We start from the raw sequence: 23,667 nt of genomic DNA on the forward strand, positions 1-23,667 counted from the left end.
CTTGCCGCTGGCAAGGCCGGTCACTGCCGAGTCCAGACCGCCGATGGCGCTGCCCACGTTCGCGTAGGAACTTCCTTGCACGCCGAAGCTGGGCGCAGTGACTGTGCCCGTCACCGGATCGAAGGCCGATCCGCCGCCCAGGTTCGTCGCCACGCTCGCGCCCAATGTGCCCACGCTTGCAGTGGCGGCATTGGATACGCCGGTCAGTTGCGCGACGTTCACCGCATCAGTGGCCGCGCTGCCTGCGGCAAGATTGGTGAGCTTGCGTTCCGCACCCGATGCGCCAATCGACACTTCGCCGCTGGAGTCCTGCGCGGCGCTCAGGCCAATCGCCGAGTAACCCGTCTGCGCGCCGACCGTCGCCACCGAACCTTGGCCCAACGCCACGTTCGAACCCGTCAGGCCCGCCGTGATCGTTGCGCCCTGGCCGACCAACGTCGAGTTATCGACCCCGTTGTCGCTGGCCTGGTTACCCAGCGCCGTGGACGCCGCGCCAGTCGCCGATGCACCGAAGCCGCCCGCCGATGCATTCGCGCCCGAGGCAACGGCTTGCGTCGTAACAACGCTGCTGTCCGCGACGTACGCGCCGGACTTGCCGCTGGCAAGACTGGTCACTGCCGAGTCGAGGCCGTCAATGGCGCTGCCCAGGTTCGAGTACGTGCTGCCTTGCACGCCGTAGGCCGGCGCGGTGACGGTGCCGGTTGCTGGATCAAACGCCGATCCCCCTCCCAGATTGCTCGCCACGCTTGCGCCCAACGCACCGACGCTTGCCGTCGCCGCATTCGACACCCCCGTCAGTTGCGCAACGTTGACCGCGTCGGTCGCCGCGCTACCTGCCGCAAGGTTGGTGATCTTGCGTTCCGCGCCCGTTGCGCCCACAGACACTTCGCCGCTGGAATCCTGGGTCGCCGCCAAGCCGATCGCGGAGTAACCCGTCTGCGCGCCGACCGTCGCCACCGAGCCCTGGCCCAGCGCGACGTTCGCGCCGCTCAGGCCCGCCGTGATCGTGGCGCCCTGGCCGATAGCGGTCGAATGATCAACGCCACTGTCCGACGCGCCATTGCCGACCACGGTCGAACCGTCTCCGCTCGCCACCGCGCCAAAGCCACCCGCCGACGCATCGGCGCCGGAGGCAACCGCCTGGGCCGTCCTCACGCTGTCATCCGATACGAAAGCGCCCGTCTTGCCGCTGGCGAGGCTGGCCACGGCCGAGTCCAGGCCGCCGATGGCGCCGCCCAGATTCGAAAAACTGGTTCCCTGCACATCGTAAGTCGGCGTGGTGACCGTGCCGGTCGCCATGTCGAAGCCCGCTCCCCCGCCCAGGTTCGCCGCGATGCTGGAACCCAGGCTGGACAGGCCCGCCGACGCGGCGTTGGACACGCCCGTCAGCTGGCTCACGTTGACCGCATCGGTCGCCGCGCTGCCCGGCGCCAGGTGCGTGATCTTGCGTTCCGCGCCCGAGGTGCCCAGCGACACTTCGCCGATTGAGCTTTGCGCGCCGCTCACGCCGATCGCCGCATAGCCCGCCTGCGCACCCACGTCCGCGACCGAGCCCTGGCCCAGCGCGACGTTGGCGCCAGTCAGGCCGGCTGTGATCGACGCGCCCTGGCCAAGCACCGTCGACTCATGAACGCCATTGTCCGAGGCTTCGTTGCCCACGACCGTCGATGCATCTCCCGTCGCCGACGCGCCAAAGCCGCCCGCGCTGGCGTTGGCGCCCGAGGCCACCGACTGCACCGAACTGACGCTGTTGTCCGACGTGAACGGACCGATATCACCCTGCACCAGTCCGGTGATCGCGGTATCGGCGCCTCCCAGCGCTGCGCCCACGTTCGAATAGGTCGTGCCCTGGATCGTGTAGGCCGGCGCACTGACCGTGCCCGCCCCCACGCTGTATGCCGCGCCGCCGCCCAGGCGGGTGGCGATGGTCGTACCCAGGTTGGAGGCGGCGCCGCTCAGTTGCGCCACGTTCACGGCGTCGGACAGCGCGCTGCCGGCGGCCAGGTTGGTGATCTTGCGGCGGCTGCCCGGCGTGCCCACCGACACCTCGCCCGCCGAGGACTGCGCAGGCGTGATGCCAAAGGAAAGGTAGCCCGACTGCGAGCCGATGGATGCCGTCGAGCCCTGGCCCAGGACCACGTTGGAGCCGGCAAGCCCCGTGTCCACCGACGCGTTCTGGCCCAGCACGGTCGAGCTGGCGACCGCATTGTCCGTGGCCAGGTTGCCGATGACCGTGGACGTGGCTCCCAGCGCCGACGCCCCGAAACCGCCCGCGATGCTGTTGACGCCGGAGGCGACCGACTGCGTGGTGTTGACGCTGTTGTCGGAGGTGAACGGTCCGATGTCGCCCGAGATCAGGCTTGAAAGGGTGCTGTTGGCGCCGCCCAGCGCCGCGCCGACGTTGGAATAGGTGGTGCCCTGGATCGAATAGGCCGGCGCGCTGACGGTGCCCAGGCCGGGGCTGTACGCCGCCCCGCCTCCCAGGCCGCTGGCGAGGCTGCTGCCCACGTTGGACGCCGCCCCGCGCAACTGCGCGACGTTCACGGCGTCGGTGAGCGCGCTGCCCGCCGCCAGGTTGGTGATCTTGCGGCGCGCGCCGCCCGAGCCCACGGACACTTCGCCCGTCGAAGTCTGGGACGCTGCGATGCCGAACGCGATATAGCCCGATTGCGAGCCGATGGAGGCGGAAGATCCTTGGCCCAGGACCACGTTCGAGCCGGCCAGCCCGGTGTCCACCGACGCCCCCTGCCCCAGCACGGTTGAGTCGGCGACCGCGTTGTCAGTGGCCTGGTTGCCGATGACCGTGGACGCCGCGCCCGTGGCCGACGCGCCGAAGCCGCCCGCGCTGGCGTCCGCGCCGGAGGCTACGGACTGCGTCGTAACGATGCTGCTGTTGGAGGTGAACGGACCGATGCGGCCGGCCACCAGATTGGTGATGGCGGTATCGGCGCCACCGAGCGCCGCGCCGACGTTCGAATAGCTCGCGCCCTGCACGCTGTAGCTGGGTGCGCTGACTGTGCCAGTGCCGCCGCTGTAGGCCGCCCCGCCGCCCAGGTAGGACGCCATGCCCGTGCCAAGGTTGGACGCCGCGCCCGTCAACTGCGCCATGGCGACGGCATCGCTGGGCGCGCTGCCCGCCGCCAGGTTGGTGATCTTGCGGCGGTTGGACGAGGTGCCCACCGAGACTTCGCCCGTCGAGTTCTGCGGCGCCGCCAGGCCAAAGCCGGTGTAGCCTGCCTGCGACCCCAGCACCGCGCTGGAGCCCGTTCCCAGCGCGACGTTGCTGCCCGCCAGCCCGGCGCTGATCGATGCGCCCTGACCTAGGACCGTGGAGTTGGCCACCGCGTTGTCGGTGGACTGGTTGCCCACGATGGTGGATGCCGTGCCCGTGGCCGACGCGCCGAAGCCGCCCGCCGTCGCGCTGGCTCCCGAGGCGACCGCCTGCACGGTTGTCACGCTGTTGTCCGACACGAAGGGACCGATCTTGCCCGTCACCAGCTTGGTCACGGCGGTATTCAAACCGCCCAGGGCCGTGCCCACGTTGGTGTAGGACGTGCCTTGCACGCTGTAGGTGGGCGTGGTGATGGTGCCCGAGCCGGCCGTGTACGCCGCGCCGCCTCCCAGGTTGCTGGCCACGCTGGTGCCCAGGTTGTTCATGCCCGTGTTCGCGGCGCTGGCCACCGCCGACATCTGCTGCACGGTGACCGCATCGTTCGAGTCCGAACCGTCGGCCACGTTCTTGATCTGGCGCTTGCCGGTCGGCGTACCCACCGAGACCGCGCCTGCCGCCATGTTGGCGGTGTTGTTGAAGCCGATACCGGCAATCGGCCCCGCCGTACTGGGCGAGACGATCCCGCTGGTCACGACGTTGGCCGTGCCCTGTGCGCCGGCCCCCAGCGCAATCGCGCCCGCCACGCCAGAGGTCGCGCCGGTGCCCAGCGCAATCGCGTTGGCCGCGCTGGCCTGCGTGGTCGCGCCCAATGCCATGGAACCGCCGCCCGAGGCCTGCGCCGTCTTGCCGAGCGCCGTATCGTTGGCGGCCGATGCCGAGGCGCTGCCGCCGATAGCGATGGCGTCGGTGCCGGTGGCGCCAGAGTTGGCGCGGGTGTTGCTGCCCACGCCCGTCGTGGACGAGTTGGCGTTGAAATAGTTGGTCGGCGCGGGCGCCGACGAGGACACTTGTTGCGCCACCGCGTATAGCTGGGCCCCGTTGACGGCGTCGGTGCTGGTCGCACTGAGCATGCCGGTGGCCACGTTCTGGATGCGTCGGGTGACGTTGCCGTCCACGCCCACGCTCACCACGCCCACGGGCATCAACTGTCCGCCCAGGAACAGATACGTGTTGCCGGCAATCGTGGTGGTGGCGTAAGGATTCATACCGGCGGTGAACGCGGTAGCCGAGGCCGTGGTCAGCGTGTTGCTGCCCAGCGCAACCGAGTTGATGACGGTCGGGGTGGCCAGGTAGCCCAACGCCACGGTTCCGCTCGTGCTGACGTTGTTGCCTGCCTGCAACCCGAGCGCCGTGTTCAGGTTGCCGCTGACGACCTGCCCGGCGCTCGCCCCGACCGCGGTGTTGAACTGCCCCGAGGGCACCGTGCCGGCCTGCGCGCCGATCGCGGTGTTGCTGCCCCCGCTCGTGTTCGTGCCGGCCCCCGCGAAATACCCGATGAACGTGTCTTGCGCGTTCTTGGCCACGGACTGGTTGCCGATCGCTACCGCCGAGTTGCCCGCCGCGCTCGATTGCGGGCCTATCGACACCGCGCTCGGTCCGGCCGCGTTACTCAGATAACCCATGGCCACGGCGTTGCCGCCCGCCGTGTTGCTTTGGTAGCCGATCGCGATGGCTTGCCCGTTCGTTGCAGACGCCTGATAACCCAGCGCGATCGTGCTGCCCGCCGTCGCCTTCGAGCCGGAACCCATCGCAATGGACGCTACGCCGGCGCCCGTGTTCTGGTCGCCGATGGCGACCGCGCCCTGCCCGTTTGCCGAGTTGGCGTTGCCCACCGCCACCGCGCCCTGGCCGGCCGCCACGGAAGTCTGGCCTGCGCCAAACGCCCCCACGCCGCCGCCCGCCTGCGACGATGCGCCCAGAGCGACCGCGCCGTTGGTGGACGCCGTATTGGTCGTCCCGATCGCCAGCGCGCCCGAGCCGCCCGCGTTGTTGGCCGCGCCGATGGCGACAGCACCCGTGCCGGACGCCGCGTTGGGATCGCCGATTGCCACTGCGCCGTCGCCGGCCGCCACCTGCTGGCGTCCGATGGCCACCGCGCCGCCTGCCGCCGTGGCGCTATTGGCCACGGTGCCGCCCGAACCGATCGCGACGTTCTGGCCGGTACTGTTCGACGCCGTGCTGTCGCCAATCGCGATGCCGAACACGCCCGACACCTGGGCGTTGCGGCCTATCGCGATGGAAGAGGTCGCCGAGCCGCCGACTGCGGCCTGCCCGCCGATGGCAATCGAGTTGACGCCGGCCGCGTTCGCGCCGCCTGACGCGTTGCCACCCAGCGCGACCGCACCCGCCGCCGAGGCCCGCGTACCCGTGCCGACAGCCAGCGAACTGCCCCCCGTCGCCTGCGAGTTATTACCCAAGGCGGTGTCGTTCATGAGCACCCCTGACGCCACGCCCGCCACCGCACCCGTCCCCACCGCCAACGCGTTCATGCCCAGCGCCTGCGCGTTGACGCCACCCGCAAAGGCGGACACGCTCAACGCGTCCGCCGACGCGCCCAAAGCCACGGCCCCCGCTGCCGAGGCGACGGTTTGCACGCCTATGGCCACGGCATTTCCGGCGGAAGAATTGGCCGTTTGGCCAACGGCGACTGAGCTATTGCCGGCGGATGAAGCGCCCTGCCCCACCGCCACGGAACTGTTGCCCGCCGCCGTGGCGCTCAACCCGACCGCCAAAGAGTTGCTACCGGAGGCCGACGATCCCTGGCCCACCGCCGTGGCGCCGCTGTTGGTCGCCATCGCGGACCCCCCCACGGCCAGGGTCGAGGCAGCGCTCGCCGTTGCTCCGCCCCCCAGGGCGGTCGCGGCCGCGCCGCTGGCCGTGGCCCCCGTGCCGACCCCAGTCGCGTTGGTGCCCGTGACATTTGCCGCACGCCCCACCGCCACGGAGTTCGAGCCCGTGGCAATAGAAGCGTCGCCGACCGCGACGCTGATGTTGGTGGCGGTCGCGCCCGAGCCGCCGCCTATCGCAATCGAGTTGGCGTCCACGGTGGCCGGGGTGGCCCCGCCCGTGGTCGCCGTACTGATTACCGAGCCCTGTATGGCCGTGCCCGCCCACGCGGTGCTCGCCATCGTCGCCGCAAGAATCAATGGAGCCGCCAGGCCACCGGCCCGGCGCAACGCTTGGCGCCGCGCGCCTCGATTGGATTTTCCGCGGGCTTTGGCCAACTCAGAAACGACCACCCACGCACCGGCACTCTGGCTCCACACGAGGCTATATATCTTATTCACGGCCACTCTCCATTGACGGACTTGGAAATCCGCAATCAGTCATACAACGCTGATTTCCAATCAGAGAAATCAGAAGGATTTTTCCTAGCAAATTGAGACATTTCTGTCAGGAATCCTAGTGACAGTGATTATTCGCACTTGTGTTTTGTAGCAATCGCATGAAACCACTTCTGAATATCGTTTTATTAATCAGATAACGGTTGTGAATCGACGCGACAAAACCGCAGGCGCAGGCAGCCGTATGCGGGCTGCGGCCCGCAGCGCGAAAACAGATAACCAAATGGAAAGGGTGTTGTGGCCGCTGGCGATGCGCGGACCCGGCGAGCGGCCTAGATGAATATCTGGCCGCGAATAACGACTAATACCAAAAAGAATTCGGTATGCCGATTTACGAAAATAGGATTTATAAGAAAATGCAAGAACCGAGCGATTCTTGTCGTACTAATATTGAAAACAGTCAGGAATCCGAGATGTCAGCGGCGTCAGGGAATCATGACCCCGCCGTCATTCTTCGTCAGAATGCAGGCCGTGTTCCACCGCATATACCGCCACCTGCACGCGGCTTGTCAGATTCAACTTCTTCAAGACGTTCTGGACGTGGATCTTGACGGTGCTTTCGCTGACATCCAGCTCACGAGCAATCACCTTGTTGCTAGCGCCACGAGCCAGGCATTGGACGATCTGTGTTTCGCGCGCCGTCAGGCGATGGCGTTCGGCGGGACTCTTGCCCTGCGCCGCCAGCGACGCCTGCCCCCGGAATTGGTCGACCAGCTTGGCGGTCATGCTTTCGGCAATGACGGATTCGCCTGCGGCCGCGCGGCGGATGGCCGAGGTCAGCACCTCGGCGTCGATATTCTTCACCAGATAACCGCGCGCGCCGTCGCGCAGCGCCTGGCCCAGCTCGTCGGCCTCTTCGGACACGGTCAGGATGATGACGGCGCAGGATGGCAAATCCTGCGTCAGCAATTGCAGCGTTTCCAGGCCCGACAGGCCGGGCAGGTTCAAGTCCAGCAGCACCACATCGGGGCGCAGCTCCTTGGCGCGCTTGACGGCTTCCACGCCGTCGCCCGCTTCAGCCACGATCTCGAAATCGGCTTGGCGTTGCAGCAGCAGGCGCACGCCCGAACGGAACAGGGTGTGGTCGTCAACGAGCAGGATACGGATAGGCATGGTCGATAAGGTCAGGCGGCCTGGCGTTCGCTGCCAGGCAAGGTCAAAGCGACGCGCGTGCCGGCGCCCGGCCGCGAGTCGAGTTTTATTACAGCGCGCATGCGGGCCGCGCGCTCTTGCATGATGTGCAGGCCCACGTGCGCCTCGCCGCGCGCGGCGACGTCGGCCGGGTCGTAACCCTGGCCGTTGTCGGCGATCAGCAAGGTGAAATCGCGGTCATTGCCCACCGCGACTTCGACGCGGCTGGCTTCCGAATGCTTGCGCACGTTGGACAGCGCTTCTTGCAGGATGAACAGCACCTGCAATTGCTGGTCGGGCGGCAGCGGCGCGCCCTCGCCCGCCTCCATGCGCAGCGCGATGTCGATACCCGTCTGCCGGCGGAAGCGCTCGACGGTGCTTTCGATGGCGGCTTGCAGGTCGCCCTGCCCCAGCTTGCTGCGAAAATTGTTCAGCAGCTCGCGCACGTCCTGATAGCTTTCGTCCACGCCTGTGCGCAGCAGCGGCAGTATTTCGGCGACCTCGTCCTCATCGCCGCGCTTCACGGCGGCATCGAGCATCTGCAATTGCAGATTCAGGAAGTTCAGGCCCTGCGCCAGGCTGTCATGCAGCCCTTGCGCGACCAGCCCGCGTTCCTGCACCACGGCCAGCTGTCGCGCCTGCGCGCTCAGGCGGCGGTTGTCCAGCGCCACGCCCAGATGCTGGCCCAGCGTTTCCAGAAGCTGCGAATCGGACGGGGCCAGCCGGCGCTGCTGGCGAAAGTGCAGCGAATATGAACCCAGCACTTCGTCGCGCGTCACGATGCGAAACACCGCCACGCTGGCGAACCCGTCGCGCACACAGTTCAAATCCATGTCGGGCGGCGAATGGCGGAAGTCCTGGATGACGACCACGCCGGCCTGGCGCGTTGCCACGCCGCAATAGCAATCGTCCACTTTCATGCAGTGCTCGGATTCGACCAGCGCGTCGGACAGGCCGACCGACACCACCAGATTGAGCTTTTCGTTTTGCGGATCCAGCGCGCGGATGCTGCCGCCGTCCGCGTCGAACTGCAACATGACCCGGCGCAGAAAGCCATCGCACATCGCTTCGATTTCGTTGGGCTGGTTCAGGAACGCGGCCATGTCGTAGAGCGCGCCAATCTCGCGGTTCTGCGCGGCCAGCTGTGCGGTTTTCTGTTCGACGCGCGTTTCCAGTCCGGTATACAGATCCTGCAATTCATCGGCCATGCGGTTGTAGCCCCGTGCCAGCGCGCCGAATTCATCTTCGCTTTCCACCGGCAGGCGCGTGCTGAAATCGCGGTCGGCCATGCGTTGCAGGCCGTCACGCAGGCGCAGCACGGGCGCGATGATCCACAGATAAAGCAGGTAGATCATCGCCAGCGTGCCGGCGCAGGCAATCGCAGCCAGCACGCCTTGCGACAGCCGCAGCGCCGTGGTCTTGCCGGCGTTGTCCTGTTCGATCATCCGCACCAGCGTGTCCGCGCGCGCGACGAATTCCGGCAGTGTCTGCAAATACGTGGCGGCATCGGGCTGCGCCAGCGCCGCCTGCGCGGCCGGCTTCATGATGTCCTGCCAGTAGTTAGCCACGTCGTGCCATTGCGCGCGGATCGCTTCGTCATTGGGGATGAACAGCGGACGCGCCGGGTTGCCGCGCGCCAGCCGCGAGATGGTCTCGTCCATCTCGGCAATCTGTTCGTTGCTGCGCACCTCGCGGCCCGACTGCGGCCGCATCAGTTCCACCGCGACGCGGTTGGCCCGCATGCGCAGGCTGCCGGTGTCGTTGATGGCCGCGCCCGCGCCTTCCAGTTGCCAAGACAGCCACAGCGTCCAGCTGATCATGGACAGCACCACCACCAGCGCCGCCAACGAACTGGCGATGATGCGCGTGGACAGCCGATGCCGGGGCGGCGGCAGGCCGTCGGGGGGGTCGAGGGGGGAAGCTGGCGTCATGGGGGTCGGTGCGGGCAAGGCGTTGCGGCAATCAGTGTATTCGCCTTCAGCTCAGGCCCAGCCGCGCGCAGATGAAATCGACCACCCGCGCCGGCTCGTTCAGGGGCAGGCAGGGTAATTCGGTATCCAGCGCGGTGTCGGTGACGACGGCCAAGAAGCTGCCGTCTTCGGCATGCAGCGGCGGCTTGCCCACTGCGGGCCGATAGACTTCGATCCGCGCAATCGCGGCCTGCTTGAAGCCTTCCACCAGCACCAGGTCAGCGGGCGACAGCCGCGCCAGTTGCTCATCCAGCGTCGGCTCCGGCGCGTCGCGCAGCTCATGCACGATGGCATAGCGGTACGGCGAGGCCACCATCACTTCCTGCGCGCCCGCCAGCCGAAAACGCGCGCTGTCCTTGCCGGGAGGCTCCATCTGGAAATCGTGATGGCTGTGCTTGATGACATTCACCCGCAGGCCGCGCGCAGCGAACAAGGGCAACATCGCCTCGATCAAGGTCGTCTTGCCGCTGCCGGACCGGCCGGTGATACCGAAAACTGGGCTCATGCATGCTCCGTAAACAAGGGACAGACTATGGGTAGAAACGCGTCCGCCCGCGGCGAGTATGCCAGCAAAGCCCCCGCCACCAGATCGAAATACCAGCCATGCAGCGTCAGCGCGCCCGCCGCCACGGCGCGCCGCACGAAAGGCAGGTCGTCAAGATTGCGCAGCGAGATCAGGATGGACGCCTGCTCGCAGGCGCGCCGCCGTTCGGCGTCGCTGGCGGCGGGCATCTGCCGCCGCACGCGGTCGCGCGCCGGTTCGGCAATGTCCATCCAGCGTTCCAGGTAATCGGTTTCGCCATCGCTGCGGGTGCGCCGTTCCATCAGCGCGCGGATGCCGCCGCAATGCGCATGGCCCAGCACGATGATGCGGCTGACGCGCAATTGTTCGACCGCAAATTGAATGGCGGCCAGCACGCCTTGCAGGCCGCGATCGGCGCTGGCCGGAGGCACCAGATTGGCCACGTTGCGCACCGCGAAGATATCGCCGGGGTCGCAACCGAGCAGCATGGCCGGGTCCACCCGCGAATCGCAACAACCGATCAGCAAGGTGCTGGGATGCTGGCCATCGCGCAGGTGGCGGTACAGCGCGGGCGCGTCTTCGTAGTACTGCTGTTGAAAGCGTTGGAAGCCGTCGATGAAACGTTCGATGTCACGCATGTCGGCTGGGCTCCCTATCCGCCTGTCTGCGCCATGAAGCGCACGATGCGTTCAGGCTGGCCCAGGAAGTCGTGCCGTTCGGGCTTGGCGGCGATGCCGTCCAGGATGGCGCGAGTCAGGTCTACGTCGGTGGCGCCGGCGCGCAGCATCCGGCCCAGCGGCACCTGGTCTTCCTGCCCCAGGCACAGGTACAGCGTGCCGTCCACGCCCAGGCGGACCCGGTTGCAGCTGGCGCAGAAGTGGCGCGACATGGGGGTGATGACGCCCAGCACCGGCGCGCCGTGTCCCAGGGTCCAGTAGCGCGCCGGACCCGCGCCGGGCGACGTCCCCGCACCCGGCATGGCCGGCACCAGCCCCGCTTCGGCGGCCAGCACCGCCCCCAGCGCGTTCAGGTCCGCGTGGCGCATGCCCTGGCCGCACGCGCCCATGGGCATCGGCTCTATCAGCCGCAAGACAAAGCCCTGCGCCACGGCGTAATCCAGCAAGCGCCGCACGTCCGCGTGTGGGGTCGCGGCGTGCACGACGCTATTGAGCTTGATGGGTGCAAAGCCCGCTTCGCGCGCGGCTTGCAGGCCGGCAAGCACATCGGCCAGGCAATCGCGCCCGGTGATCTGGCTGAACGCGTTGGCGTCCAGCGTGTCCAGGCTGATGTTCAAGCGCGTCACGCCGGCAGCGCGCAGTGCGAGCGCATGCCGCGCCAGCCGCGTGCCATTGGTGGAAACGGACAGGTCCGTCACGCCCGCCATCGCGCTGACCGCGCCGGCCAGGTCCGTCAGACTCCGGCGCAGCAGCGGTTCGCCACCGGTCAAGCGCAGCTTGGCGACGCCTAGCCCCACGAACAGGCCGATGACGCGCGCCATTTCGGCATGCGTGAGCCAGTTGGCGGGCGTTTCGAAACCCTTGAAGTCTTTGGGCAGGCAGTAGCTGCAACGCAGGTCGCAGCGGTCGGTGACGGAAACTCGCAGATAGTCGATGCGGCGGCCGAATCCGTCGACCAAGGCGCGTGCGGCCGGATCCCGCCCATGCGAGCTTGCAGCGGGCGAGTCCATCACACGGTCCTCCCGGCCACCACGCGATCCGCCTCGCTGCTCTCCAGATCGATGCCCTGCACGTCCGCCTGCTCGACCAGCAGCTTGGTGTATTGCCGCCACGCGGTGTCCTGGCTCATGCTCGATAAGGCCGCCGCGATCTGCTGGGCCACGTGTTCGTAAGGCAGCATGCGCCCTTCTATCCGGCGCGTGACGCGCACGATGTGCAGGCCGTGCCGCGTTTGCAGCAGTTGCGGCAGCAGTCCGCCCGAGGGCAGCGCGAACACGGCGCGTTCGAATTCCGGCACGGTGTCGCCCCGGCCCAGCTGCCCCAGGTTGCCGCCCACCGCCGCCGACGGGCAGTTCGATTGCGCGCGCGCCACCTCGGCAAAGCGCGAGGGGTCGGCCAGCAGATCCTGCAATACCGTATTGGCGTGGGCGCGCAGCATGTCCAGGTTGACGTCGGGCGTCACCTGGAAAAGGATGTGGTCCGCTTCGATCAGCTCGCCCACCATGAAGCGCTGCGGGTTGGCGTGGTAGAAGCGGCGGCAGGCGGCGTCGTCCGCCACGGGCGCGGCGGCCTGCCGGGCAAGCAAGGCGGTGATGATGGCGTCTTCGCTGTCGCCCTCCTCTTGCGCCTTGCCCGGCTCGGTGGCGGTGGGCGGCGGCACGCCCAGCCGGCGCGCCTCGTCCAGCAGCACCCGGCGCAGCACCAGCGCGGTGATGGCGTGACGCATGGGGTTGCTGGCGTCGGCATGTAGCGGCAGTTCACGTTCCAGATCGGCGTCGCTCAGTTCGACGCCATTGACGATGACAGGCATGTTGGGCTCCTGATGTGCGCGGTTTCAGCGTGGGCGGACAAGCTGCCAGGCGCGGCCCAGGTAGCCCAGCGAGGCAAAGCCGCTCCAGACGTGAACCAGCCGGGTGAACGGAAAGATCACGAACAGGGTCAGCCCCATGAACAGGTGCGCCTTGAACAGCAGCGGCACGCCGGCGATATGGCTGGCGGCGTCGCCCTGGAAGGTCACGATGTGCTGCGCCCAGGTCATCAGGCGCACCATCATTTCACCGTCCATGTGGCCGGCCGACAGTACGATGGTGGACAGGCCCAGCAGCAGGGTCACAAGAATCCACAGCAAGAGCAGCTTGTCGCCCGGGCGCGTGGTGCGCGCGATGCGCGGGTCGGTCAGGCGGCGGTGGATCAGGATCAAAAGGCCGATCAGGCACAGCCCGCCCATCACGCCGCCAGCCACCATGGCCACCGTCTGCTTGAGCGTGTGCGTCACGCCCAGCGTGTCCCATACCACCACCGGCGTCAGCAGGCCGGCCAGATGGCCGAAGAACAGCCCCAGGATGCCGACGTGGAAAAGAATGTTGCCCAGCCGCAGCTGGCCGCGATGCAGCAGCTGCGAGCTATCGGTCTTCCAGGTGTATTGCTCGCGCTCGAAGCGCGCTAGGCTACCCAACAGGAAGATGGTCAGCGCGATATAGGGATAGATGCCGAACAGAAATTGATTCAGGGAGTTCATGATGCGTCGTCCTGAGCATTAATGGGTGGCAGGCGGGGTGGCCTGCGCACGCGGGTAGAAGCGCACGGCTTGCGCGCCATCGCCCGCGAACGGCCGCAACAGCGGCTCCACGCCGTCCGCGCTGACGCCGAAAGTCTCCATCGCCTCGTCCATGTCGCGCACAGGCGCGTCCGTCTGTTCGCGCGGCGTCACGCGCGACTGCGCGCGCAGCACGGCGAAGATGCCGGCATAGGGGCTCTCGCCACGCGCCAGGCGCGCGCCGATGGCGGCCAGCACGTGGATGGCTTCGTCCAGCAGGTCCTGCGCTTCGGCCGGATCGATCACGCCGAGGAATTCCAGGAACAGCGGCACGTGATCGGGCAGCTCGGCCGCGACCGGCTCGAAGCCGTGCTGGCGATAGGTCTCCAGCAGGTCGACCATCGCCTGGCCGCGATCGCGGCTTTCGCCATGCACGTGTTCGAACAGGTGCAGCGAGTGCGAGCGATTACGATCGAAGGTGGCCACGTAGTTTTCCTGCACGGCGATCAGATCGTTGGTGGCCAGGTAGGCGATCAGCGGTTGCAAGGCTTCTTCGGCGTCCGGGTAAACGGCCAGCGCGGCCTCGACGTCGCCCAGGGCGTCAAGCAATTCGGGCTCGGGGTAACTGAGCAAGGCTGAAAGCAAGCGGTACTGCGTCATGGTGTTCTCTCCTGTCCTAGCGCGCCTGGGCGGCCTTCTTGCGGGATTTGGGCATCTCGATGAAGATCTCGCTGCCCTGCGGCTTGCGGCCGAACAAGGTCGTCTCGGACACGCCGCCCGAGCAACCGTTGCCGAAGGTGAAGCCGCAACTGCCTTTTTCGTTGAAGCTGTCTTCGACGATTTCCTTGTGGCTGCTGGGCACGACAAAGCGGTCTTCGTAGTTGGCGATGGCCATGATCTGGTACATGTCCTGCACCATGGCTTCGGTCAGTCCCACCTGTTCCAGCAAGGCGGTGTCGCGTTCGCCGTGCACCGTTTCCGAGCGCTTGTAGGCGCGCATCGCCAGCATGCGTTCCAGCGCTTGCAGCACGGGCGCTTCTTCGCCGGCCGTCAGCAGGTTGGCCAGGTAGCGCACGGGAATGCGCAGGCTGGACACGTCGGGAATCATCGCGCTCTTGCCCAGCGTGCGCTGCGGCATCTGGCCGGCCTCGGCAGCCGTCTGGATGGGCGAGAGCGGCGGGATGTACCAGACCATCGGCAAGGTGCGGTATTCCGGGTGCAGCGGGAAGGCCACGCGCCATTGCACGGCCATCTTGTAGACGGGCGATTGGCGGGCCGCTTCCAGCCACGATTCCGGGATGCCCTGCTCGCGCGCGGCGGCGATCACCTCGGGCGAATGCGGATCCAGGAACAGCCTCAGCTGCGATTCGTACAGGTCCTGCTCGTTGGCGGTGGCGGCGGCGTTCTCGATCTGGTCGGCGTCATACAGCAGCACGCCCAGGTAACGGATGCGCCCCACGCAGGTTTCCGAACACACGGTGGGCTGGCCGGCCTCGATGCGCGGATAGCAGAACGTGCACTTCTCGGCCTTGCCGCTGCTCCAGTTGTAGTAGATCTTCTTGTACGGGCAGCCCGAGATGCACATGCGCCAGCCCCGGCACTTGTCCTGGTCCACCAGCACGATGCCGTCGTCTTCACGCTTGTAGATCGAACCGGACGGGCAGCTGGCGACACAGGCCGGGTTCAGGCAGTGTTCGCACAGGCGCGGCAGGTACATCATGAAGGTGTTCTCGAAGGTCGAGTACATCTCTTTCTGCACGCCTTCGAACAAGGCGTCACGGCTGCGCGCGCTGAATTCGCCGCCCAGGTCGTCTTCCCAGTTCGGGCCCCAATGGATCTTGTCCATCTTCTTGCCGGTCAACACCGATACCGGGCGCGCGGTGGGCGGCGTCTGCAACAGCGGCGCGTTCTGCAGATGCTCGTAGTCGAAGGTGAACGGTTCGTAGTAGTCGTCGATGGCGGGCAGGTTCGGGTTGGCGAACAGGTTGGCCAGGATGCGCAGCTTGCCGCCCTGGCGCGGTTCCAGCTTGCCAGCGGCGGTGCGCTTCCAGCCGCCCTTCCACTTGTCCTGGTTCTCCCATTCCTTGGGGTAACCGATGCCGGGCTTGGTTTCCACGTTGTTGAACCAGGCGTACTCCACGCCATCGCGGCTGGTCCAGACGTTCTTGCAGGTGACCGAACACGTGTGGCAGCCGATGCACTTGTCCAGGTTCAGCACCATGCCGATTTGGGCGCGTATCCTCATGATTGCTTCTCTTCTTGTTGCGGTTCTTCAACGAGCGGGCCTTCCAGCCAGTCCACCTTCTTCATCTTGCGCAGCACCACGAACTCGTCGCGATTGGCGCCAACCGTGCCGTAGTAGTTGAAGCCGTAGGCCTGCTGCGCGTAGCCGCCGATCATGTGCGTGGGCTTGAGCACCGTGCGCGTGACCGAGTTATGTATGCCGCCGCGCTTGCCGCTGGTTTCCGCGCCGGGCACGTTCACGATCTTTTCCTGCGCGTGGTACATCAGGCACATGCCCACCGGCACGCGCTGGCTGACGACGACGCGCGCGGTCAGGGTGCCGTTGACGTTGAACACTTCCACCCAGTCGTTATCGACCAGCCCGGCCTGTTTGGCTTCCGTTTCCGACACCCACACGTGCGGGCCGCCACGGCTCAGGGTCAGCATGCGCAGGTTGTCGGAATAGGTGCTGTGGATGCCCCACTTCTGGTGCGGAGTCAGCCAATTGAGCACCAGTTCCTTCTCGCCGTTGGGGTACTTGCCCAGCATCGGCGCGACGGTCTTGGTGTCGATGGCGGGCTTGTACACGCACGAGCCCTCGCCGAAGTCCAGCATCCAGCGATGGTCCTGATAGAACTGCTGGCGACCGGTCAGCGTGCGCCATGGAATCAGCTCGTGCACGTTGGTGTAGCCGGCGTTGTAGCTGACCTCTTCGCTTTCCAGGCCCGACCAGGTCGGAGCGGAAATGATCTTGCGCGGTTGCGCCTGGATGTCGCGAAAGCGGATCTTGTCGTGCTCGCGGCCCACGGCCAGATGCGTGTGGTCGCGCCCGGTGATCTTGCCCAGCGCTTCCCAGGCCTTGACCGACACGTGGCCGTTGGTTTCGGGCGCGAAGGTCAGGATCATCTCGGCGGCGTCAATCGCGGTGTCCAGGCGCGGGCGGCCTTGGCTGACGCCTTCGTCGCGCACGCTTTCATTGATGCCGGCCAGCTCGTGCACCTCGTGCTCGGTGTTCCAGTTGATGCCCTTGCCGCCGTTGCCCAGCTTGTCCAGCAAGGGCCCCACCGACGTGAACTTGCGATAGATGTCGTTGTAGTCGCGCTCGACCACCGTCATCGACGGCGCGGTCTTGCCGGGCACCAGATCGCATTCGCCCAGCTTCCAGTCGCGCGGCTCGAAGGCCTGGCCCAGCTCTCCGGGCGTGTCGTGCATCAGCGGCGTCAGCACCAGGTCGCGGCGCTTGCCCAGGTAGGGGCCGCCGATCTCACTGAACTTCTTGGCCAGCAGCTTGTAGATTTCCCAATCCGTCTTGCTTTCCCACAGCGGCTGCACGGCTTCACTCAGGGGATGGATGAAGGGGTGCATGTCGGACGTGTTCAGGTCGTCCTTCTCGTACCAGGTGGCCGTGGGCAACACGATGTCGCCGTACAGGCAGGTGGTGCTCATGCGGAAGTCCAGCACCGTCAACAGGTCCAGCTTGCCTTCGGCGGCATCTTCCTCGAACGTGACTTCCGTGGGCTTGATGGCGGCGTCTTCATCACCGAACACCGCGTTCTGCGTGCCCAGCAGATACTTCAGGAAGTACTCGTGACCCTTGCCGCTGGAGCCCAGGATGTTGGAGCGCCAGACGAACATGTTGCGCGGGAAGTTGGCGGGGTCGTCCGGGTTCTCGCACGACATTTTCAGCGCGCCCGACTTCAGTTGTTCGACGGCGTGGGCGATGGGGTCCTTGCCTGCGGCGTCGGCCTCGGCCACCAGGTCCAGCGGGTTGGTGCGCAGTTGCGGCGCGGAGGGCAGCCAGCCCATGCGTTCGGCGCGCGCGTTCAGGTCGATCATGGACAAGTCGCCGTACTTGGCGCGGTCGGCCGTGGGGCCAAGCACTTCCTGCACGTTCAGCTTTTCATGGCGCCATTGGCTCGTGTGCGCGTAGAAGAAGGACGTGCCGTTCATCTGGCGCGGCGGGCGCACCCAGTCGGAGGCGAACGCCAGCGGAGCCCAGCCGAATTGCGGGCGCAGCTTTTCCTGCCCCACGTAGTGCGCCCAGCCGCCGCCGCTCTTGCCCACGCAACCGCACATCATCAGCATGTTGATGATGCCGCGGTAGATCATGTCCATGTGGTACCAGTGGTTCAGCCCCGCGCCCACGATCACCATCGACTTGCCTTCGGTGTCGTGCGCGTTCTGCGCGAATTCGCGCGCCACCTGGATCACCTGCGCGCGCGGCACGCCGGTGTGCTTTTCCTGCCAGGCCGGTGTGTAGGCCACGTCATCGTCGTAGGATGTGGCGACGTTGCCGCCGCCCAGGCCACGATCCAGGCCGTAGTTGGCCATTTGCAGGTCGTGCACGGTGGCGACCAGCGCGTCGCTGCCATCGGCCAGGCGGATGCGGCGGGCCGGCACGTTGCGCACCAACACGTCGTCGTGTTCGCCGCCAAAGTAAGGAAAGCCGACGCTGACGGTTTCGGCGTTCTCGCCCAAGAGGCTCAAGGTCGGTTCGATGTCCGCGCCGTTGCCGCCGTTGCGCGATTCCAGGTTCCAGCGGCCCACTTTTTCGCCGTTGTTGACCGCGCCTTCGCCCCAGCGAAAGCCGATGCTGCCGTTAGGCGCGACCAGATCGCCGCTGTGTGCGTCCAGCACCAGCGTCTTCCAGTCCGGGTTGTTCTGTTCGCCCAGCGCGCCGTCCAGATGCGAGGCGCGCAGGAAATGGTCGGGTGCGTAAAAGCCGTCGCGTGGCTTCAACAACACCAGCATGGGCATGTCGGTGTAGCGGCGCACGTAGTCGCGGAAATACGGCGAGGGGGTGGCCGACAGATGGAATTCTTTCAGGATGACGTGGCCCATGGCCATGGCCAGCGCGGCGTCGGTGCCCTGCTTGGGCGCGAGCCAGATGTCGCCGAACTTGACCATTTCACCGAAGTCGCTGGACACGGCGACGGTCTTGGTGCCCTTGTAGCGGACTTCCGTGTAGAAGTGCGCGTCCGGTGTGCGGGTCTGCGGCACGTTCGAGCCCCACACCATCAGGTAGGTGGAGTTGTACCAGTCAGCCGATTCCGGCACGTCGGTCTGCTCGCCCCAGATCTGCGGGCTGGCGGGCGGCAGGTCGCAATACCAGTCGTAGAAGCTCAGGCAGGCGCCGCCCAGCAGGCTCAGGTAGCGCGCGCCGGCCGCGTAGCTGACCATCGACATCGCGGGAATCGGCGAAAAGCCGATGACGCGGTCGGGGCCGAACTTCTTGATGGTCAGCGCGTTGGCGGCGGCGATGATCTCCGTGGCCGTGTCCCAATCGGCGCGCACGAAGCCGCCCAGCCCACGCACCGACTTGTAGCGCTTGGCGCGCTCGGGATTCTGGCTGATCCATTCCCAGGCGGCGATGGGGTCCATCGTCTTGCGGGCCTCGCGCCACATCTGCATCAGGCGGCCACGGATCATCGGGTACTTCACGCGCTGCGCCGAATACACGTACCAGCTGTACGACGCGCCACGCGGACAGCCACGCGGTTCGTGGTTGGGCAGGTCGGGCCGGGTGCGGGGGTAGTCGGTCTGCTGCGTTTCCCAGGTGATCAGGCCGTTCTTGACGTAGACCTTCCACGAGCACGAGCCCGTGCAGTTCACGCCGTGGGTGGAGCGCACCACCTTGTCGTGCTGCCAGCGGCCGCGATAGGCGTTTTCCCACCTGCGGTCTTCATTGACCGTTTCGCCGTGACCATCGGCAAAGGTGGATTTGACCCGGGACATGAACTTCAACCGGTCCAGGAAGTGACTCATCGTGTTTCTCCAAAAGCGCCGCCGGGGCGGCGCGTACTGCGATCGTTGCTGTTGGATTGACTGTAGGGCGGGACCCGTCCCCCGACCATTCGCCGGAGGGCCAGGCGGGGCGCGGCAGAGTGACTAGTCACCGGGCCGCGCGCGCGCGTTCAGCACGGCACCGGCGCATTGCGGCGCGCATAGAACCACCACGTAATCACCATGCAGGTGGCGTAAAAGCCGATGAAGCAGAGCAGCGCCGCCTGCACGCCGCCCGTCATTTCCAGCGAGGTGCCGAAGCTGCGCGGAATGAAGAAGCCGCCATACGCGCCGATGGCTCCCGAAAAGCCCAGCACGGCAGCGGACTCCTTGGCGGCCTCGGCCAGCGCGCGCTTCTGCCCGGCCGGACCCTGGCCGGCCGCGGCCTGCGTGCGTTCGCGCAGGAAGATCACGGGGATCATTCGGAACGTCGAGCCATTGCCCACGCCGGTCAGCGCGAACAGCACGATGAACATTGCAAGAAAGCCGTTGAAGTTGCCGCCCTGCCCCGCCACGGGCAGGAAGACCATCACGCCCAGCACCGCCGCGATCATGCCGGCGAAGGTGGCCAGCGTGACGCGCGCGCCGCCCAGCTTGTCCGACACCCAGCCGCCCACGGGCCGCGTCAGCGAACCCACCAGCGGTCCCAAAAAGGCATACGCCATGGGGTTGACCTGCGGGAACAGCGTCTTGGTCAGCATGGCGAAGCCCGCCGAGAACCCGATGAACGAGCCGAACGTGCCCACATACAGCCAGCACATCAGCCAGTTGTGCTTGCGCTTGAAGATGACCGCCTGGTCCGCGAAGGACGCGCGCGCGTCGGCGATGTCGTTCATGCCGAACCAGGCCGCAACCGCCGCGATGGCGATCGGCACCACCCAGATGAAGCCGGCGTTTTGCAGCCACAGGTTCTGCTGCGCGCCATTGACGGTGATCTCCTGCGGCGCGCCGCCAGCTACGCCGAAGACGCCCACCGAGATCACCACCGGCACGACGAACTGCACCAGCGACACGCCCAGGTTGCCGATGCCGGCGTTCAGCCCGGTCGCCAGGCCCTTCTTTTCCTTGGGGAAGAAGAAGCTGATGTTGGCCATGCTGGAACTGAAATTGCCGCCGCCCAGGCCGCACAGCAGCGCCAGGATCAGCAGGGTCGGAAACGAGGTGGTCGGGTCGCGCAGCGCAAAACCCATGCCCAGCGCGGGCACCAGCAAGGACGCCGTCGAGATCGCCGTCCACTTGCGCCCGCCGAACACCGGCACCAGGAACGAATAGAAAATGCGCAGCGTGGCGCCCGACAACGCAGGCAGCGCCGTCAACCAGAACAGCTGGTTCTTGGACAGCATGAAGCCGGCGCGGTCCAGGTTGACGACCACCACGCTCCACAGCATCCAGATGCTGAACGCCAGCATCAACGCGGGGATGGAGATCCAGAGATTGCGATTGGCGACGCGGGCGCCGGTCTGCTTCCAGAAGCCGGGGTTCTCCGGCTCCCAACGCGTCAGGACTTGAGTGGACATAGAAGGCTCTGCAAGGTAGGGGCTGGGGAATGGGGACTTACGCGGCTTGCTTGCCCGCGGTGGCGGCCTGGGCCTGGCCCAGTGCCGTGCTTTCGGGTCGGAAACTGAAGTGCATGAAGATCAGCGACACGCAGACCGTGCCGTACAGCAGCATGAACGCGCTGGAACGCACGCCGGTCAGGTCCAGCAGCACGCCGAACAGGATGGGCAAGATGAAGCCGCCCATGCCGCCCGCCAGGCCGACGATGCCGGACACCGCGCCGATGTTTTCGCCGAACTCATCCGAGATGAACTTGAAGACGGAGGCCTTGCCGATGGCCATCGCGATGCCGACGATGAACAGCAGCACGGTGAAGGTGACCGGGCCCAGCGCGATGCCGAATTGCCGCGCGCCGTTGGCCGTCATCACGGTGAACTGGGTTTGCGGATAACTGAGCAGGAAGAACGCGACCCAGCACACCCACATCACCCACCACGTGGTCTTGTAGGCGCCGTAGCGGTCCGAGATCCAGCCGCCTAGCGCGCGCAAGACGCCGCCCGGCAAGGAAAAGCAGGCGGCCAGCAGTGCGGCCAGCTTCATGTCGAAACCGTATTCGCCGATGTAGTACTTGGTCATCCACAACGCCAGCGCCACATAGCCGCCGAACACGACCGAGTAGTACTGGCAGTAGCGCCAGACGCGCGGGTCGCGCAGCATGGCGAACTGTGCCGACAGGCTGGCGCCGCGCGTGACGCGGTGCGCCGGGTCCGACGCCGAGAACATCCAGAACAGCACCGCCGTCACCAGCAGCGCCACCGCGTAGACCTGCGGCACGATCACCCACGCGCCGCCCGCCGCCGCGATCAACGCGGGCGCGACGAACTTGGTGATGGCCGAACCGGAGTTGCCCGCGCCGAACACGCCCATCGCCAGGCCCTGCTTGTTGCGCGGAAACCAGCGCGCCACATAGGGCGTGCCGACCGAGAACGAACCGCCGGTCAGGCCGACGAACAGGGCCAGCACCAGAAACTGCCAATACTCGGTGGCGTAGGACAGCAGCCAGATCGGCACCACCGCCAGCAGCATGAGGATGAAGAAAACGGGGCGGCCGCCGTAACGGTCGGTCCAGATGCCCAGCGGTACGCGCACCAGGGACCCGGTCAGCACCGGCATGGCGGCCAGCAGGCCGAACTGGGTTTCCGACAGGCCCAGTTGCGCCTTGATCGGAATGCCCAGCACCGCGAAGATCATCCATACCGCAAAGCAGATGGTGAAGGCGAACGTACTTGAAATCAGGACCCGCATCGGCCTGCCGGACGGGGTTGTTGCTGCTGTCATGGTTACTCTCGCTTAGGCTCACGAACACATGTCGTCAGCCTAGGCACGCGCCGCCCCCCCGACCATTCGCCGGCCGACCATTTGCCCCATGCCGATGTGCCTAGTCACTCGGGTTCGTGCCCCGCGTTTGCGCTGGATCAAGCCCGCCCCTTTTGGCCAGCGCGCACTCAGGCTTAATATGTATTCACAATACACCTTAAAAAACCGAGCGACCGCCATGCCCCCCTTGCTGACCATTGATGAACCGGCCGCAGCCCCTGCCCGCCCTCGCCCGCAATGGCGCGCGTTTACTGAAATGGGCTTTCGGCCGCTGTACCTGGCGGGCTGCTTCTGGGCACTGGTGTCCGTCTGGCTATGGGTCCACGCGCCGGCCCGCATCACCGGCTTGCTGGGCGGCGTGTTCTGGCACGCCCATGAAATGCTGTGGGGCTTTGTCGCCACCATCGCGGTGGGTTTCCTGCTGACGGCGGGGGCTAACTGGACCGGCAAGAATCCCTTGCGCGGCAATGCCTTGGCGGTGCTATGCGGCTTGTGGATCGTGGCGCGCATCGGGTATCTGATGCCCGGACGGCCCGCGTTCGTCGTCGCCATCGTGGCGGATCTGACGTTCTTCGTGTGGGGCGCGGCAGCCTTGGGCCGCGCCGTCTGGGTCACGCGCAACCAGCGCAACGCGGGCGTGCCGTTCCTGATGCTGGGGCTGGCCGCGACCAACGCGCTGTACTTGTGGGCGGCGGCGCAAGGCGACTATCCGGCGCTGATGCGCTACTTCAATGCCGGCCTGCTGTGCATGGCGGTGCTGACCCTGCTGATCGCGCGCCGAGTCATTCCGTTCTTCGCCAAGCGCGCGGTGACGGGCCTGGACATCCCGGCGCAGACCCGCAGCGGCCATTGGCAGTTGGCGACGGGCGTAGTCGCCATCGCGTGCCTGCTGGCCGGACAGCCAAACGCAGCGGCGCTGGCGCTGGCCGCCACCGGCCTGATCGCGCTATGGCAATGGCTGACCTGGAAACCCTGGGCGGTGCGGCGCGTGCCGCTGTTGTGGATTCTTTACGCCGGATACCTGGGGCTGGGCGCGGGCCTGGTGGTGGGCGCGGCGCAATTGGCCGGCATCGTCATCCGGCCCGCCTGGCCCGCGCACGTCATCGGCGTGGCGGGGTTTTCCGTATTGATCGTGGGCATGGTGACCCGCACCGCGCTGGGTCACCTGGGCCGGCCCTTGCAGACCGACCGGAGCATGGTCGCCAGTTTCGTGCTGATGATCGTGGCGGCGCTGCTGCGGCTGGCGGCCTTGTGGCCCAGCGTGGCCAGCATGGGCCTGCTGCATGCCGCCACCAGCGCCTGGGTGCTGGCGATGGGCCTGTATTTGTGGCGCTTTGTTCCGCTGATGGTCCGCCCGCGCGCCGACGCCGCCAAGCCGGCGGCGCCGATGATGCGGATGATGCCGGTTGCGCGTCCGCGCGGCTAGGGGCTGCG

Annotated in this window: 14 protein-coding genes and 1 pseudogene; 1 reads left to right on the forward strand and 14 read right to left on the reverse strand. The window is 66.7% G+C overall.

Features of this window, described 5'->3' with window-relative positions:
• The 14 genes and pseudogenes from API01S_RS19840 to API01S_RS19905 all read right to left on the reverse strand — a co-directional run.
• The coding region (locus API01S_RS19840; RefSeq protein WP_255221305.1) for a hypothetical protein at nucleotides 1–6,300 on the reverse strand (6,300 nt) is incomplete at its 3' end.
• Nucleotides 6,301–6,327: 27 nt separating this feature from the next.
• Nucleotides 6,328–6,465 (reverse strand): annotated as a pseudogene (locus API01S_RS29660) (ESPR domain-containing protein); the annotation flags it as partial.
• Between the two features lie 498 nt (nucleotides 6,466–6,963).
• On the reverse strand, nucleotides 6,964–7,629 hold the full coding sequence (locus tag API01S_RS19850) for a response regulator (RefSeq protein ID WP_006219303.1): 666 nt from the start codon (nucleotides 7,627–7,629) through the stop codon (nucleotides 6,964–6,966).
• An 11-nt stretch (nucleotides 7,630–7,640) separates the two neighbouring features.
• The gene (locus API01S_RS19855; RefSeq protein ID WP_061305893.1) at nucleotides 7,641–9,578 is read right to left on the reverse strand and encodes a type IV pili methyl-accepting chemotaxis transducer N-terminal domain-containing protein; all 1,938 of its coding nucleotides are present in this window, start codon (nucleotides 9,576–9,578) and stop codon (nucleotides 7,641–7,643) included.
• Nucleotides 9,579–9,624: 46 nt separating this feature from the next.
• Entirely contained in the window at nucleotides 9,625–10,122 is a 498-nt protein-coding gene (mobB, locus tag API01S_RS19860) for a molybdopterin-guanine dinucleotide biosynthesis protein B (protein ID WP_061305895.1), read from the reverse strand.
• On the reverse strand, nucleotides 10,119–10,778 hold the full coding sequence (locus tag API01S_RS19865; RefSeq protein WP_061305897.1) for a carbonic anhydrase: 660 nt from the start codon (nucleotides 10,776–10,778) through the stop codon (nucleotides 10,119–10,121). The genes mobB and API01S_RS19865 overlap by 4 nt, the downstream gene beginning before the upstream one ends.
• A 14-nt stretch (nucleotides 10,779–10,792) precedes the next feature.
• On the reverse strand, nucleotides 10,793–11,827 hold the full coding sequence (moaA, locus tag API01S_RS19870) for a GTP 3',8-cyclase MoaA (RefSeq protein WP_061305899.1): 1,035 nt from the start codon (nucleotides 11,825–11,827) through the stop codon (nucleotides 10,793–10,795).
• Complete coding sequence (locus API01S_RS19875) at nucleotides 11,827–12,627, reverse strand: peptidylprolyl isomerase (protein ID WP_061305901.1); 801 nt, start codon at nucleotides 12,625–12,627, stop codon at nucleotides 11,827–11,829. Before API01S_RS19875 ends, moaA begins: the two co-directional genes overlap by 1 nt.
• A 24-nt stretch (nucleotides 12,628–12,651) precedes the next feature.
• Nucleotides 12,652–13,335, reverse strand: coding sequence for a respiratory nitrate reductase subunit gamma (narI, locus tag API01S_RS19880; RefSeq protein ID WP_061305903.1), 684 nt, complete (start codon nucleotides 13,333–13,335; stop codon nucleotides 12,652–12,654).
• A gap of 18 nt (nucleotides 13,336–13,353) precedes the next feature.
• Nucleotides 13,354–14,013, reverse strand: a complete 660-nt coding sequence (narJ, locus tag API01S_RS19885; RefSeq protein WP_061305905.1) for a nitrate reductase molybdenum cofactor assembly chaperone — start codon at nucleotides 14,011–14,013, stop codon at nucleotides 13,354–13,356.
• A 16-nt stretch (nucleotides 14,014–14,029) separates the two neighbouring features.
• A complete protein-coding gene (gene narH / locus API01S_RS19890; RefSeq protein WP_061305907.1) occupies nucleotides 14,030–15,598 on the reverse strand; it encodes a nitrate reductase subunit beta in 1,569 nt (522 codons plus the stop codon).
• On the reverse strand, nucleotides 15,595–19,341 hold the full coding sequence (locus API01S_RS19895; protein ID WP_061305909.1) for a nitrate reductase subunit alpha: 3,747 nt from the start codon (nucleotides 19,339–19,341) through the stop codon (nucleotides 15,595–15,597). The genes narH and API01S_RS19895 overlap by 4 nt, the downstream gene beginning before the upstream one ends.
• Nucleotides 19,342–19,490: 149 nt before the next feature.
• Nucleotides 19,491–20,876 carry a NarK family nitrate/nitrite MFS transporter gene (locus API01S_RS19900; protein ID WP_061305911.1) on the reverse strand — a complete coding sequence of 462 codons (1,386 nt, stop codon included), beginning with the start codon at nucleotides 20,874–20,876 and terminating at the stop codon, nucleotides 19,491–19,493.
• A gap of 37 nt (nucleotides 20,877–20,913) precedes the next feature.
• Nucleotides 20,914–22,161 (reverse strand): MFS transporter, encoded by a 1,248-nt coding sequence (locus API01S_RS19905; RefSeq protein WP_061305913.1) that lies wholly within the window; start codon nucleotides 22,159–22,161, stop codon nucleotides 20,914–20,916.
• A 250-nt stretch (nucleotides 22,162–22,411) separates the two neighbouring features.
• Here API01S_RS19905 and API01S_RS19910 point away from each other — a divergent pair, with 250 nt between their 5' ends.
• On the forward strand, nucleotides 22,412–23,659 hold the full coding sequence (locus API01S_RS19910; protein WP_061305915.1) for an NnrS family protein: 1,248 nt from the start codon (nucleotides 22,412–22,414) through the stop codon (nucleotides 23,657–23,659).
• Nucleotides 23,660–23,667 lie beyond the last annotated feature (8 nt).

This window comes from Achromobacter piechaudii NBRC 102461, from assembly GCF_001571245.1.
Classification (GTDB): Bacteria; Pseudomonadota; Gammaproteobacteria; order Burkholderiales; family Burkholderiaceae_B; genus Achromobacter; species Achromobacter piechaudii.

Excerpts from the sequence above, each read along its gene's own strand:
- narJ (WP_061305905.1), bottom strand. The coding sequence starts at position 14,013 with ATGACGCAGTACCGCTTGCTTTCAGCCTTGCTCAGTTACCCCGAGCCC.
- API01S_RS19910 (WP_061305915.1), top strand. The coding sequence starts at position 22,412 with ATGCCCCCCTTGCTGACCATTGATGAACCGGCCGCAGCCCCTGCCCGC.
- API01S_RS19850 (WP_006219303.1), bottom strand. The coding sequence starts at position 7,629 with ATGCCTATCCGTATCCTGCTCGTTGACGACCACACCCTGTTCCGTTCG.
- API01S_RS19900 (WP_061305911.1), bottom strand. The coding sequence starts at position 20,876 with ATGTCCACTCAAGTCCTGACGCGTTGGGAGCCGGAGAACCCCGGCTTC.
- narH (WP_061305907.1), bottom strand. The coding sequence starts at position 15,598 with ATGAGGATACGCGCCCAAATCGGCATGGTGCTGAACCTGGACAAGTGC.
- API01S_RS19905 (WP_061305913.1), bottom strand. The coding sequence starts at position 22,161 with ATGCGGGTCCTGATTTCAAGTACGTTCGCCTTCACCATCTGCTTTGCG.
- API01S_RS19865 (WP_061305897.1), bottom strand. The coding sequence starts at position 10,778 with ATGCGTGACATCGAACGTTTCATCGACGGCTTCCAACGCTTTCAACAG.
- API01S_RS19855 (WP_061305893.1), bottom strand. The coding sequence starts at position 9,578 with ATGACGCCAGCTTCCCCCCTCGACCCCCCCGACGGCCTGCCGCCGCCC.
- narI (WP_061305903.1), bottom strand. The coding sequence starts at position 13,335 with ATGAACTCCCTGAATCAATTTCTGTTCGGCATCTATCCCTATATCGCG.
- moaA (WP_061305899.1), bottom strand. The coding sequence starts at position 11,827 with ATGGACTCGCCCGCTGCAAGCTCGCATGGGCGGGATCCGGCCGCACGC.
- API01S_RS19875 (WP_061305901.1), bottom strand. The coding sequence starts at position 12,627 with ATGCCTGTCATCGTCAATGGCGTCGAACTGAGCGACGCCGATCTGGAA.
- API01S_RS19895 (WP_061305909.1), bottom strand. The coding sequence starts at position 19,341 with ATGAGTCACTTCCTGGACCGGTTGAAGTTCATGTCCCGGGTCAAATCC.
- mobB (WP_061305895.1), bottom strand. The coding sequence starts at position 10,122 with ATGAGCCCAGTTTTCGGTATCACCGGCCGGTCCGGCAGCGGCAAGACG.